This is a genomic window from Paraburkholderia sp. LEh10 (genome assembly GCF_017814945.1).
Lineage (GTDB): Bacteria > Pseudomonadota > Gammaproteobacteria > Burkholderiales > Burkholderiaceae > Paraburkholderia.
In genome coordinates this window covers 25,647-40,040 of sequence record NZ_JAGIPX010000069.1, presented here as the reverse complement: position 1 = coordinate 40,040, position 14,394 = coordinate 25,647, and the positions used below count along the sequence as shown (strand labels likewise).

Here is a 14,394-nt window from a genome sequence, read left to right as displayed (position 1 = left end):
CCCGTCACGCCGGTGCATCGCGCAATGCGCTTTCGGACAAACGTCTGCTACTGCGCCACTTCTGTATAACGAGATGCGTTAAACCTCCACTGGCTATTCAAATATGAATCCTCGCTCCAGCAGGGCGTGAAGCCTAAGGCTTGTTGCGTCAAGAACGTGCTTGCCGCCGTCAGAGACGCATACCCCGAACGCGCGGGTAAGGCCTGTCATTTGTTCGATCTGAAGTGGGGCGCCGAAAGCGGATGCCATCTTACCGCACTCCGCTTCCTCTTCTTCGTCCGGCTATTTCGCGGCGACCTCGCAAGCAGCGAACTTACGAGTCAACCGCTCAGCATGTTCGAGGTGACATCATGAAAAACGATTCCTTTCCCAAAACTCTCGCGGCGGGTCTCCTGCTACGGGAGGTAAAGAGCGGAAAGCGCTTCCGCATCATTACACCCAACGGCGCCGGCTTCTACACGATGTTGTATAACATCGACGACAAGCAAAACTCTTGGCCATTCGCCAAAGAAACGTCCGAAATTCAAAGACGCTTGTCCGAGGATGAGCCGGACGAGACGAGATATGTCATTGACCTTGCCGACCCATGGTCCTCCTGCGTACGGACGCCGCGCCCTAACTACAATCAGAAAAAGCTCGATAAGCTCTGGAAACTCGTGGAGCCGCTCGTGTCGCCGCCGCTTGCCTATCGGGTCATGAATCCAACCTATCGCAACAAGATACTGATGGAGCATGCACACCGAACGGGCACATCCCGCCAGTCCCTTTCGCGTTACCTCCGACGCTTCTGGCAAAGAGGCCTTACGCGCGAGGCGTTACGTGACGACATGGACCGATGCGGGGGAAGTGGCAAGCCCAAAACGTTCCAGCAAAAAAAAACGGTCGACGACCGGCAAACGGACATCCTGGTGCACCGGGGATACCCGAAGTAAAGACCCTGCTGCGGATTGCAGCGGATTGGCTGCTGGAGGATCCGCATAAGCGAACGTATCAAGACGCACTGGACTATATTGCGCGATTCATCGCCGACATGTGGGTTGTCGTTACGCCAGATGGCCCCGCGGCACTGGCGGGAATCGACCGCAGGTTTCAACCGACAGTTCCACAGCTCAAATACCTGATTGCCAAGGAACGCCCGTATGCGGAACTCAGGCGCGCCCGAGTCGGGAAGAAAAAATATGAACTGACTGCTCGTGAGTTTCACGGACGCGCCGATCAGCATGTCACTGGACCTGGTGACGCGTTCGTCCTTGACGCGACGGTGGCCGACATCTATCTCGTATCACAGTTCGACAGAACGCTGGTAGTGGGAAGACCGACCGTCTATCTGGCAATTGACGTTTTCAGCCGCCTGATCGTTGGAATATATGTTGGCTTTGAACCGCCCTCCTGGGTTGCCGCCATGGTTCTAATCACCAACGTGGTTGCTCCGAAGGTTGCCTTCTGCGAGCAGTTCGGCATTTCGATAACCGAAGATCTATGGCCAAGTCACTTTCTACCGAAGGTCTTCCTCGGTGATAAGGGTGAAATGATGAAGATCGACGCCGGAAAACTGATTGTCGAAAATCTTCTCGTTGATCTTGAGAACACGGCGTCAGGACGTCCTGACGCCAAGGCTATTGTCGAAACGCGGTTCCATACGATTCAAAAGAAATATTCCGTCTTCGTCCCCGGCTACGTCGAGAAGGATTTCAATGAGCGAGGCGCACGAGACTATCGACTCGATGCGGCACTGACACTGTACGAATTCACCCAAGTCATGGTCTGGGCATCTATCCAACATAACACCGCCCCGCTTAAGGACTTCCCAACCCCACCGGATATGATCGCCCAGTCGATGGCCCCGACCCCTATCGCGTTATGGAAATATGGGATTGCAGAGCGGTCTGGAGTCTTGAAGTATAAGTCCATCGATGAAGTCCGTCGATGGGTTCTCCCTCGAGATACCGCAACGATCACTCACAAAGGAATTGAATTCAAGGGGAATTTCTACACTTGCCCAACTGCGGCACAAAACGGATGGTATGTAAGGGCACGCAAAGAGACGTGGCGAGTCTCCGTGGCATATGACCCACGTGACCTCGGGATGATCTGGCTATGCGAGCAAGACGGCTTTGAAAAATGCACGCGATACGGCACTACCAGCAAGAATTATCAGCTTGACGGAAAGTCACTCGCGGAATGGGTTCATCTAATGCAGATGAACAGCGGCAACATATCCGATTCACTCGATGACCATCTGTTGATCAGGGTTCAAGCCAATGAGGCCATCGAAACCATTGTCAAACACGCGGAAAGCGCCAAAAACGCTATAGCGGCAATGAAGGGACTTTCAAAGTCCAAGGTATCGGAGATACGGAATGCCCACGCTCTGGAACGCGCCGCCGAACAAATGGGCGTCGCCGGTCCGGAATCTGATCTTGCCATAGGGCCGGAAAAGCGCGCGAAGGCTACACCATCGGAGAAAGCTCGGACCCCATCGCAAAAGCGCGAGAGTACGCGCGAGTCTTCTCCTCGTCGCAGTTCAGCGCATTCTGGACGTCGCGATAGCAAACTGGACAAAGCCCTCAAAGCTCTCAACGAGATTCGCCAAAAATGTTAACCGCTCAAAAACTCTCTTCTTCGGATGTGACAATCTCACTACCAAGGCGTCGGATCGCCATCGTTGACGCCCAATATGTGGCTCGTGACGAGGACCTTGGCGTGGATAACCCTCTGATTCGCGCCCTCCCCCCGTATCTAAGTGTGGACTCGGTGCAAGCTGCATTTCGAAACACACCTAAGTTTAATCCGGATCAACGATCGGCGTCGGACAACGCTCGGATTCTTCGAGTGTGCACGCTAAACGAATACATTGAATTGTTGCGATGCCACGCACCTTTAATCGATTCAATTTTTTGCAACGTGACGCAGGGCTACTTTTGGCGAAACCCCAGCGACAATCTGCGGGAATACGTACAGAAACGCTACTTTGAAAGCATGAATGGAAAAATCGTTCCCATCGTTCCCTTCAAACCTTCACACGCAGCGGGTGTGGGTCTTTTTGGCATCTCCGGGGTTGGTAAAACCACTTCTCTCAATCGCATCCTATCGTTCTTTCCTCCGGTCATACGACATCCAGTAGGCCCGGTCTTTTCCGGGATTTGCAACCTTCAGGTCGTTTGGCTAAAGGTAGACTGCCCTCCAGATGGGAGCCGCAAGCAACTCTTTCGCTGGATGCTCCAAGAATTTGATCAACTACTAGGGAGGACCAGTTACAGCGACGAAGTCCCTAAAACCGCGGGACTCGACACGCTGATGAACAAGGCGGCCGCTGTCGCCGCCTATCATCACACCGGTATTATCGTCATCGACGAATCTCAGTTTGCTGCAATGGGTGCGGGGAAGCATGGTGACCCGCTGATGGATGTATTCGTGACCTTCAGCAACGTGGTCGGCGTCCCTCTCGTGATCGCCGGGACGTCGAAAGCACTGCAACTGTTCAAAGAATCATCGTTCCGGCTCGCGAGACGCTGCAGCGATCGCGGGTCGATCACCTTCAGAAACATGGCTTTCAACGCAGAATGGGACGACTTCCTGAAGCAACTCTTCAAGTTTCAATGGATTCGTAATACATGCCGCATCTCAAATACGCTACGTGACGTGCTGTATGAACACACGCAAGGCATACACGCACTGGTGATTCGGCTGTATCAGCTAGCCCAGATTGAAGCGATCCGCGATGGTAGCGAAAAGCTCACGGCTGCATTGCTGGAAGATGTCGCAAAAAACCGATTTGGCCCGGTCATCCCGATGATTGACGCCCTCAAAAGCCGAAACCCCGCACTCATCGAGACGTATGATGATCTGCTTGTGGAAACGCTGGCGGTTTTGGAAGACGAGGTCAATCAATGTTCAATCGATGCGTCCGTGGAAAAAGCGACCCGCAGTCGACAACGAAAGGATGTGCAGCTGAGTGCCGTTTCTGAACTTATGGCAATGAAGATTCCGCAGTCACAGGCCAACAAAGCAGTGAATGCGGCGCTGCGTGATGACCCTACTCTAACCGGCCTACCGTTGACGCTTGCGGCATGTCGCAAGGTTGATATTCCACATGCAAGTCCTGCCCAGATCCAGACTCCTCTGCCCCAGCAGGAGACACTGATGGAAATGCTCCGCGGGGCAGCTTCTTCAGAAGAGGTGATCGAACGCCTACGCGGCGCGGGTCTGGTGGAGTGAGCCGGAAGAGCGCTTATTACGCCAGAGAAGGGTAGGCCATTGTCGAGTGCTCAGAGGGCATAACGCCGAAGAACGGAGGCCCTCTGCGGCAGGTCTCAATTGGTCCAAGGAGGTGACGCCAAATGACAGTCGCATTGTCAGTTCCCTATGACGACGAGTTGCTCTATAGCGTCATCGCGCGCTACATGGAGCAAACCTGTGTCCAAGAACCGTCAAAAGTTATTTCCATCCTGTTTGGACGACATGTCCATCCGACAAAAGAGCTGGTCTGCGGCCTCGGCGAGTTGGCTCATCAGACGCAGGAGACGTGGCGATTGTCGGCGCTGGAGGTCGCCCGACGCCTAACGCTCCTACCCTATTTCGCTACCTACGCGACCGACGAGAGGCGCACGGCAGCCTATGTTTCCATCACCGGAAACGGAACGCCGCCGCCGGCGATCATCCTTCGCATCAATTCATCAACAATAAAGAGTCCACCGTCATATCGGTTTTGCCGCCGGTGCGTTTCAGCTGACTTGGCCAATGGGCGCCGGCCTTACTGGAGGAGAGCGCATCAGCTACCGGGCGTTTTCACCTGTGCAACACACGGATGCTTGCTACAAGCCGCTGAGGTCTCCGATGCCTGGGCAGGGAATGGCGACGATGTGGTCCGTTTGGCAAACAAGGCAACCGTACTTGAGGTGGCGCGTAGGTCAATCAATCTTCTAGCCATCGCCACGCCCTTCGAGTCACTCCCCTGCACGGCCGAGTATTGGTTTTCGCAAGCGCAACAAGCTGGCTTTGTCCGGCCAAGCGGATACCTGGAAACAGAGGCCATCTGCGGTGGAATGAGGGACCTGTTCGGCAGCGACTATCTCGATACAATTGGAGCACGGATACCACACGGGATTGCTGATCCGTGGCCAGCCAGGATGATGAGGCGTAGAGGGGTGTTGTTTCACCCGTTGCAACACATCCTCTTGGAATACTTCCTTCAGCAGGCCTCGACCTCGTTGGGCTCCAGGCCCACTGCCACCGGTCGAATGTTGGAGAAGCAGCACGTCATATGTCCAAACATGTACGCTATGCATGGTGCCGGCCACGTTGTCGATCGGGTTGTGGCTCACGAGCGAAGCGATGGTCGCTGCTTAGGCGTTGGGCATTGCAGTTGCGGGCTGCACTTCACCTTTACCGGTTTCTCCGCCGTAACCTTCGAGCCGCCGGATTTGAAGGTGGTTAAATACGGTAAGGACTGGTATGACGCGGCCAGAAGATTGAGATGTAGTGGATTGTCGTTCAAAGCGATCGCTCACGAGATGAATATACCCGTGCAGACCGCTTATCGGATGGTCAATGAGCCCGTTCGTCCACCGAAGCCGAAACCGGAACGGACCACGATCCTTAAGTGGCGAGAGGAATGGGACGACCTCTTGAGCGCCATTTCTCCTGGGGGGCACTACCTCGCAGCCAAACGCAACGGACAGCTTTACTACCGCTTACATAAGTACGACCGTGGCTGGCTCACAAAGTCCACGAAGCGATGCACGCGGGCTCGACAGCTCGCTTCTATGGGGAGTAGACCGAACTGGGCCGACCGCGACAAGAAATGGAGCGCTGAGTTGATAGGTGCCGCTGCCAGATTGCGCCGAGCTGGGCCACGGCTGGTCCGCGCGAGCAGAACCGCGATTGCTGCCGAAGCCAGACTAAGAGTGCTGCACCCCACGGTGAATCGCAATCTGCCACTTTGTTTGCAGACATTGGCCGATATAGAGGAGTCCGTTGAGCAATTCAGAATCCGCCGACTACGGGCAGCTGCACGGGATTTGTCAGCTACTGGAACTGATGTGACCCGCTGGCGGCTTCTTACGCGTTCGCGGATCTCGGTATCACATGTCACCCCCAACGTCGCTGCGGTCGTAAAGAATCTTATAAGCGTTTCGGAAGACGACTAAGTCACTGCTCTGGCCAACATGACAATCGCCCTACCCATCCCCTATGAAGATGAATTGCTATATAGCGTAATCGCACGCTATCTGGATCAAACGTTCACGAAGTCGCCAGCATTCATACTGAACCAATTATTCGGATGCTCCAGCCGTCGATCACCTGAACTAATCTGCGGTTTGGGCGAATTCGCGCGACAAACTGATCTCTCTTGGCGCCTTTCACCGTTGGAGATAGCACAGAACTACACGTCACTTCCGTATTTCTCAAGCTACGCGAATCCGGAACGCATACAAACAGCATACGCCGCTATCACAAGGGGAGAAACTATATCCGGGCTATTGAAGATGCTTTGCGTAAGGAATGGGACGGTACCGGGACCAAGCTCTCTCAGATTTTGTCGTCAATGTGCGGAGCAAGATCTTGCGGACGGACCGGAGTCTTATTGGCGACGAGCGCACCAACTACCCGGTGTTTTCATTTGCCTTAAACATATCGAAATGTTGTGCAATTCCCGGATCCCGACTCGCCCCCTCGCTCCGAATCAATGGATAACCTTGACACAGACGATGAAATCGCAAGCTGCTTGCAGATCCGACGTTGTTCCCGATTGGATGCTCCGCGCTGACGTACTCCATGTAATGCATGAATCGGTCGACCTTCTGTCCAATGAACTCGCGTTCTTAAAACCGATGACCAGCACCCAATGGTCTTTTCAGGCCGAGCGTGCAGGTCTTCTCCATCGGGGTGGTTACATCGACACGATAGGCCTTTTGAGCGGCATTGAAGAGATGTACGGAAAGGAATATCTGAAGCTAGTAGGATTGTTGCGTGAAAATGAATACAACAGAGTATCGTGGTCGTGGAGAACAATAACAGGTAGGGGTAGATCTGCTCATCCACTTCAACACATACTGCTACGAAATTTCTTGGAGAAACGTGCAAAAACCAACAACCCCGGCCGCCGCCCGGTTTGGACTGAATTCACTCGCAACCTTCAGGTGTATTGTCCTAACCGGTACGCATCCCATGGTCCCAATCATTTTGCTGAGCGGGTCAAGGAAGTCCGAAGGGTCGACGGAACTCTAAGTTTCCTGGCATCGTGCGGTTGCGGAATGAGATTCGGATACGTCAATTGCCTTAAGGGATCGTCACTTCCCGAGAATCCACGGACAGTCTCATACGGCCATGAATGGCGTTCAACTGCTCAGCAGATGAAAAGAAGTGGAATGACGAGAAAAGCTATCTCTCTTCAAATGAATATCCCGCTGTCGAGCGTGATTAATATGGTAACCAAACAAAGATCATGTTCTCAGAAGCAGCCTACGAAACGCGAAATTTTTGGATGGCGGAGGCAATGGAGGGAACTTCTCGCAACCACCGCTCTTCATCGTCATAGTCTGGCAGCAAAGCTTGACGGACGCCTTTATTATCGCCTTAACACTTATGACAAAAAATGGCTTAAAAAGTCAGGAGAAGTTTGTGGTGAGGCGTACGCAACTTCAATCGTCGATTGGTGCGACCGAGACCGGCGATGGAGCGTCGCGCTTCGGAAAGCGAACAAAAGGATCCGTTCGTGGGATACACCATTGACCCGAGCCAGCAAAACCAGGATTGCAGCGGAAGCAGGACTACCACGTTTAACGGAACAATTGTACAAAGAAGAGCTGGAATCCTGCCGAACGGTTCTTGCGGGCCTCGAGGAGTCAGTTGAGGATTTCCAGATTCGGCGGTTGGAAGCAGTAGCGAAACGTCCAAACTTTGGAAGCGTTCGATTGACTCGCAGCTATCTTCTCAATTGCGCGAGAATAAGACCTTCCCGTTTGAAACCTCGCATTGAAGCGACCCTCGCACGTCTGCTGCAGCCCAGCTCCGCACCGCACCGCTGACCCTCAACGCGAAAATCTTCAAACCTCTTCGCCAAAAGTACGGCCTGCGCCTCTTAAAGAGGCTCATCCACATGCTTGTCCATCATGTGGACGAAGATCCAGCTGGTCGGTACGGACTTTTCTCGCCCTTGCAGTGCAAGCCTTCCCTATTTTTCAAGGACTTGGATTTCGATTTGGTATCTACTTTTTTGTCCATCGCTACGATCGCGTGAACGTCGGCTTCGCCGCGATGACGATGAACAAGGCGATCGGACTGTCGCCGACGGCATTCGGCCTGGGCGGCGGGCTGTTCTTCATCGGCTACTTCCTGTTCGAGGTGCCGTCCAATCTCATCTTGCATCGCGTCGGCGCAAGGCTGTGGATCGCGCGCGTGATGGTGACGTGGGGCATCGTTTCGGCGGCGTCCGCCTTCGTCACAGGGCCGACCAGCTTCTACGTGCTGCGTTTCGTGCTCGGCGTGGCGGAAGCGGGCTTCTTTCCGGGCATCATCCTGTATCTGAGCCTCTGGTTTCCGGGGAAGCAGCGCGCGGCAGCCGCCGCGTGGTTCATGGCGGCCGCGCCGATCTCGACGGCCATCGGTTCGCCGATCTCCGGCGCGATCATGCAATTGCCGCCGATGTTCGGCCTCGCCGACTGGCAGATGCTCTACATTATCGAGGCGATTCCCGCGGTCCTGCTCGGCTACGTGGTGCTGAAGTTCATGACCGATACGCCGTCGAAGGCGCACTGGCTCGAAGCGGACGAGCGCGAATGGCTGATCGCGAAGCTGAAGACGGAAGCCGATGAGCGCAAGGGACACGCCGGCCATACGGCGGGCGCGTTGAGCGCGCTGCGCGATCCGCGCGTGCTGGCGCTCGCACTGATCTACTTCGGCACATCGGCGGGCCTGTACACGCTCGGCCTGTGGGCGCCGCTCATCGTCAAGCAGTTCGGCTTCAGTGCACTGCAAACGGGGTTGCTGACGGGCATTCCGAGCGTCGTCGCGGTGATCGCGATGGTGCTGTGGGCGAGACACTCCGACAAGACGGAAGAACGCACGTGGCACGTGGTCATCCCTTGCGCGCTGGCGTGCGCCGGCTTCATCTTCGCCGGTCAGGCAGGAACGGCATTGCTGGTCGTGCTTGCCCTTGTCGTCGTCAACGTCGGCATCAGCGCGGCGAAGGCGCCGCTGTGGGCGATGCCGAGCATGTTCCTGTCAGGCGCGGGCGCGGCGGCGGGCATCGCGATGATCAATTCCGTCGGCAACCTGGGCGGCTTCGTCGGGCCGTTCGCGATCGGCTGGCTGAAGAACGTGACGGGCGGCTATGCCGCAGGGCTCTACGTGGTCGGCGCGACGCTGGCCGTATCGGCGGCCGTTACCCTGCTGTTGAGCCGCAAGGCCGCGCAGCAACCCGCGACGGCGTGCATGCGGCACGATCATTGAGACCGTTCATCGAACGAATGGGCCCGTGCCTGCCGTCGCTTCACACTGGCATCACCGGCCCATCCTTCCGACCTTTGAGTTGCCGTCGCCGTAGGCCTTGCGCACCGTCCCGGCCGCCTGTTGCAGATCGCCCTTCGATGTAGAGCACATGAAAGCGATTTTGGCCGCATCATATGCGTTCAATGCGGTGTTCCAGTGCGAGCACTGCGCGAGCACTGCGGCGACATCTTCACGGGACACGGCCTCGAACCACGTCGGAGAGCAATCATGGACGAAGCGACGGACACGACACGCGACTTCATCGTACGAACGATGACAGCCGACGACATGGAGCTGGCCATCGAATGGGCCGCGAAGGAAGGCTGGAACCCGGGCATAAACGACGCCCGCTGCTTTCGCGCCACCGATCCCGATGGGTTCTTCATCGGCGAATGGCGCGGCGAACCCGTTGGCTCGATTTCAGCCGTCGCGTATGGCGAGCATTTCGGCTTCATCGGCCTGTATATCGTGAAGCCGGAATTTCGCGGCAAAGGACTCGGGCTGCGCCTCTGGCAGCATGGCATCGCCTATCTGGGCACGCGCAACGTCGGTCTCGATGGCGTGGTCGCACAGCAACCCAACTACAGGAAATCGGGTTTTAAGCTCGCATACCGCAACATACGCTTTCAGGGCATCGTCGCAGTTGACGGAACGCGCGACGCTGCGCGCGTCGATGACCTCGCCGATGCCCGTCAGTTGCCGTTCGGCCAGATCGCCGCTTATGACGGCCAGTTCTTTCCCGCGCCGCGCGAGCGCTTTCTCAATGAGTGGATCAATCAGCCCGACGCCGTGGCGCTCGCCAAGGTCGGCGACGGCAGAATCCGCGGCTATGGCGTGCTGCGCCGATGCCGCGAAGGACGCAAGATCGGCCCGCTGTTCGCCGATGACGCGCAGATCGCGCAAGCGCTGTTCACCGCGCTCGCCGCGCGTTGTCCTGCGGAAACGGTCGCGCTCGACGTGCCCGAACTCAACCCGGCCGCGATCGCGCTCGCGGAGCGCCACGGCATGACGAGCGTGTTCGAAACGGCCCGCATGTACACGAGAGAGGCGCCGGACATTCCGCTCGCGCAGCTCTTCGGCGTCACTTCGTTCGAACTCGGGTAAGCGGGCCGTTGTGACCTCGCGTTACCGCGCCTGATCGTAGCGATAGACGCCGTGTCCCGTCTTGCGGCCGAGCCGCCCCGCCGCGACGAGCTCGCGCAATAGCGGACACGCGCGATATTTCGAATCGCCGAAGTCCTTCAGGAACACGTCCATCACCGACAGGCACACGTCGAGCCCGACGAGGTCCGCCAGCGCGAGCGGGCCGATCGGATGATTCGCGCCGAGACGCATGCCCGCGTCGATCTCTTCCGCGGTCGCGATGCCTTCCGCCAGTACGAAGAACGCTTCGTTGATCATCGGCACGAGAATGCGGTTGACCACGAAGCCCGGCGCGTTCTTCACGCTGACGGGCGTCTTGCCCAGACGCTCGGTCAATTCGCGCACGCCCGCAGCCGTTGCGTCGCTGGTCTGCACGCCACGGATCACTTCGACGAGCGGCAGCAAAGGCACGGGGTTGAAAAAGTGCATGCCGATGAAGCGCTCGGGCTTCGCGAGCGTCGCGGCCAAAGCCGTGATCGAAATCGACGACGTGTTCGACGCGACGATTGCCTCGCCGCCGACGACGGATTCGATCTGCCGCAGGATGCGGATCTTCAGTTCGGCGTTTTCTGTGGCGGCTTCGACGACGATATCCGCGCCGGACAGGCGCTGATAGTCGGTGGACGTTTCGATGCGCGTGAGGGCGGCATCGCACGCGGCGGCTTCGATCTTGCCCTTCTCGACGAGCTTCGCGAGACTCGAGGTCAGCGTCGCGACGCCCTTTTCGAGCGCGGCATCCGTCACGTCGATGAGCACGACCTTGAGCCCCGCCACAGCCGACACCTGGGCAATGCCGTTGCCCATCGTGCCCGCGCCGACGATGCCTATCGTTTCGATCTTCGTTGTCATTGCTGCTCCTTTTCCGTTGATGCCTTGCGGCGTGTCTGGTTGAATTCTTGCGCAATGGCCTCGCTGCGGTGCGCCGCTCGCAAGCCGCGCTTCAAGGGCCATACGATACCTGTTTATCGAGTCGGACCTGACGAAAACGCGCAACGCGCCGACCCGTTGCCTGAGCCGCCTGGTGTGGCCAGTTATATCATCGGGGCAATACGCGCAAAGATATCGTCATGAAGCCCATCGATCTGAACCCCAAACGAAAGCGCGAAAATCCGCTCCTGTGGATTTTCGAGCCGCTCGAGCGCGACCCCGGTTACTCGCTGGAAAGGTTCTTCAATTTTCAGGCGGCCTATCTGGATGGCTTGCTGTGTCTCGCTGTTGCGAGCGGCGAGGAGCCGTGGAATGGGCTCGCCGTCTGCACGTCTCATGACCGGCAATCCCGTCTGCTGCGCGAGTACCCGGCTCTTGCGCCCCATCCCGTGCTCGGCAAGTGGCCCTATGTTTCGCAGGCCCATCCGGAATTCGAAACGCTCGCGCAGCAGATGGTCGCGCTCGCCCGTGACCGCGATCCGCGTCTGGGTGTCGTGCCTGGCAAGCGCAAGCGGTCGCAAGACGTGATCGACATGAAGGCGTCCTCGGGGAAAAAGAAGTAGCCGCGCCAACTTCGCATCGGCGCGCGATCTCCCGCTCATGGTCGCATCGCGCGCGTGGATGGTTGAGCGCTTCTTCGTGCGAAGCGGAAGTTGCCGCTGCAAGCGCTGGAAGGTTGCGTGCGGGGCAGCCCGGTAGTTGCGTTTTACCGCTCATTGCGTTTTTATCGCTCAAGCTGCGTTCATCCCCGGCGTATAGAACGCGTCCCTTATCCCGAGCTCACGCTCCGAAGTCTTCAACGAGAGAGCCCAACGATTTCCCACGACGTGGCAAGATGCGCGATACCGGCTCACGCGCCTTTCGATGGCGACCGGTCGTGCAACGGGCAGCGCATCCGCAGTGCCGCTAAGTCCTGCTGGTCCACACGACAGCGTCACGGAAATGTCACGACAGGTACGCAAAGATATGCGCCGACAGCCGCCTGTCGAGCACTCCCGGACCGAACGGGACGATGCCATGCCCGGCGCAACACCGTTCAATCACCACTCTCATCCTCGGACATAAGATGAAACGCCGCGAACCGCCAGCTCCTCCCCCGACGAATGAAGAATCCGACGCTGTGCAATCGCCGCAGCGCCCGAGCCGCCGCCACTTCCTGGGCGGCGTCGCCGCCGTGGCGATGGGCGGCGGGCTGGCCGGCTGCGCGCTGCCGCCTTCGCGCGGCGCCGCCGTGACGGGCGCCGCGGCGGGACCGCAGTTCGACGGCGCGCTGCGCTCGAAGGTCAAGACCGTCGTCGTGATCTACGCGGAAAATCGCAGCTTCAACAATCTCTTTGGCAACTTCCCGGGCGTCGAGCGTCCCCTCTCCAGCGTGAAGCCGGAAGAGTACCTGCAGCGCGACCGCGATGGCTCGACCGTGCTGCAGCAACTGCCCACCGTGCCGAACGGCTGGCTGCTGAAAGACCAGACCGTCGAGGGCGTCACGTACAAGGCCGGTCTGCAATACCAGGCCAATCTGCCGAACGCGCCGTTCGCGCTCAAAGGGCCGAGCGGCGAGAATCTGCCGCTGTCGCTCGTCACACACGATCTGTGGCACGTGTTCTATCAGAACCAGATGCAGATCAACGGCGGCAAGAACGATATGTTCGCTGCGTGGGCGGACTCGGGCGGCTTCACGATGGGCCACTACGCGAACACCAGCTATGACCTGCGGCTGTGGGATCTCGCCAGCGAATTCGTGCTGTGCGACAACTTCTTCCAGGGCGCATTCGGCGGCTCTTTCCTGAATCACCAGTACCTGATCGCCGCGACGCCGCCCGTGTACCCCAATCCGGCGCAGAGCATCGCCAGGTTCCAGATCGCGGAGACCGTCAGCGGACGCCCCGACGATCCCACTCTGAAACCGCTCGCCACGTCGCCGAAGAGCGCGATGGAGGGCATTCCCAAGTTCGGTCCCAGTGCGCTGACGCCGCCTGAAACATTGCAGGACGGCCGCACCGTCAGCTATGCCGTCAACACGATGATGCCGCCCTTCGCGCCCACGATCTACAAGGTCGGCGCGGACGGCGTGGTCGACTTCACGCAGGAAAGCAACGCGATGGCCATGCCGCCGCAGACGCACGAAAACATCGGCGACAAGCTCAACAAGCGCGGCATCGAGTGGGCGTGGTACGCGGGCGCGTTCCAGCAGACTCTCGACATGCACGGCAAGAACACCAACGACGGCACGCCGCTGATTCCGAACTTCCAGTATCACCACCAGCCGTTCAACTACTTCGCGAACCTCGGACCGGGCACGGCCGCGCGTGCAAAGCATCTGCGCGACGGCGGCATCGGCGACGACGAGAGCACCAATCGCTTTCTGGCGGATGCGCGTGCGGGCCGTCTGCCCGCCGTCACGTTCTACAAGCCGCAGGGCAATCTGAACATGCACGCCGGCTATGCGGATATCGCGTCGGGCGATCGCCATCTCGTTCACGCGGTAAAGGCATTGCGTGCGAGTCCGCAATGGCAAAACATGGTGGTGATCGTGACCGTCGACGAGAACGGCGGATGGTGGGATCACGTCGCCCCGCCAAAGGGCGACCGCTGGGGACCGGGCACCCGCGTGCCCGCACTGGTGGTCTCGCCGTTCTCGAAGAAGGGCTATGTCGATCACACCGTATATGACAGTGCATCGATCCTGCGCCTGATCACGCGCGTATTCGAACTCGAACCTCTCGACGGTTTCCACTCGCGCGATGCCGCGATGCAGGCGCGCGGCCAGGCGCCGATGGGCGACCTGACCAATGCGTTGGATCTGTCCGCGTAGCGCGATCCGGTACACATGAA

General features: G+C 58.1%; 9 protein-coding genes and 1 pseudogene. 9 read left to right on the top strand and 1 reads right to left on the bottom strand.

Annotated elements, in window-relative coordinates; genetic code table 11:
• The first annotated feature begins 350 nt into the window (after nt 1–350).
• The 7 genes and pseudogenes from J8I87_RS36050 to J8I87_RS36020 all read left to right on the top strand — a co-directional run bounded on the left by J8I87_RS36050 (nt 351) and on the right by J8I87_RS36020 (nt 10,596).
• The gene (locus J8I87_RS36050) at nt 351–932 is read left to right on the top strand and encodes a hypothetical protein (RefSeq protein ID WP_209937101.1); all 582 of its coding nucleotides are present in this window, start codon (nt 351–353) and stop codon (nt 930–932) included.
• Nucleotides 836–2,602: a Mu transposase C-terminal domain-containing protein gene (locus J8I87_RS36045; RefSeq protein WP_209937100.1), complete on the top strand. Its 1,767-nt coding sequence runs from the start codon at nt 836–838 to the stop codon at nt 2,600–2,602. Before J8I87_RS36050 ends, J8I87_RS36045 begins: the two co-directional genes overlap by 97 nt.
• The gene (locus J8I87_RS36040; protein ID WP_209937099.1) at nt 2,596–4,218 is read left to right on the top strand and encodes an ATP-binding protein; all 1,623 of its coding nucleotides are present in this window, start codon (nt 2,596–2,598) and stop codon (nt 4,216–4,218) included. The genes J8I87_RS36045 and J8I87_RS36040 overlap by 7 nt, the downstream gene beginning before the upstream one ends.
• A 122-nt stretch (nt 4,219–4,340) precedes the next feature.
• The gene (locus J8I87_RS36035) at nt 4,341–6,149 is read left to right on the top strand and encodes a TnsD family Tn7-like transposition protein (protein WP_209937097.1); all 1,809 of its coding nucleotides are present in this window, start codon (nt 4,341–4,343) and stop codon (nt 6,147–6,149) included.
• Between the two features lie 18 nt (nt 6,150–6,167).
• The gene (locus tag J8I87_RS46455) at nt 6,168–8,030 is read left to right on the top strand and encodes a TnsD family Tn7-like transposition protein (protein ID WP_209937096.1); all 1,863 of its coding nucleotides are present in this window, start codon (nt 6,168–6,170) and stop codon (nt 8,028–8,030) included.
• Between the two features lie 187 nt (nt 8,031–8,217).
• Nucleotides 8,218–9,453 (top strand): annotated as a pseudogene (locus J8I87_RS36025) (MFS transporter); the annotation flags it as partial.
• A gap of 267 nt (nt 9,454–9,720) precedes the next feature.
• Complete coding sequence (locus J8I87_RS36020; RefSeq protein WP_209937095.1) at nt 9,721–10,596, top strand: GNAT family N-acetyltransferase; 876 nt, start codon at nt 9,721–9,723, stop codon at nt 10,594–10,596.
• A 21-nt stretch (nt 10,597–10,617) separates the two neighbouring features.
• Here the strand turns inward: J8I87_RS36020 and J8I87_RS36015 are convergent, their stop codons facing one another.
• Nucleotides 10,618–11,484: a 3-hydroxybutyryl-CoA dehydrogenase gene (locus J8I87_RS36015; RefSeq protein WP_209937094.1), complete on the bottom strand. Its 867-nt coding sequence runs from the start codon at nt 11,482–11,484 to the stop codon at nt 10,618–10,620.
• A gap of 218 nt (nt 11,485–11,702) precedes the next feature.
• Between J8I87_RS36015 and J8I87_RS36010 the strand changes: the two genes are divergently transcribed.
• Both J8I87_RS36010 and acpA read left to right on the top strand, forming a co-directional pair.
• Complete coding sequence (locus tag J8I87_RS36010; RefSeq protein ID WP_209937093.1) at nt 11,703–12,125, top strand: hypothetical protein; 423 nt, start codon at nt 11,703–11,705, stop codon at nt 12,123–12,125.
• 503 nt (nt 12,126–12,628) lie between these two features.
• On the top strand, nt 12,629–14,374 hold the full coding sequence (gene acpA, locus J8I87_RS36005; protein WP_209937092.1) for an acid phosphatase: 1,746 nt from the start codon (nt 12,629–12,631) through the stop codon (nt 14,372–14,374).
• Nucleotides 14,375–14,394: the final 20 nt, after the last annotated feature.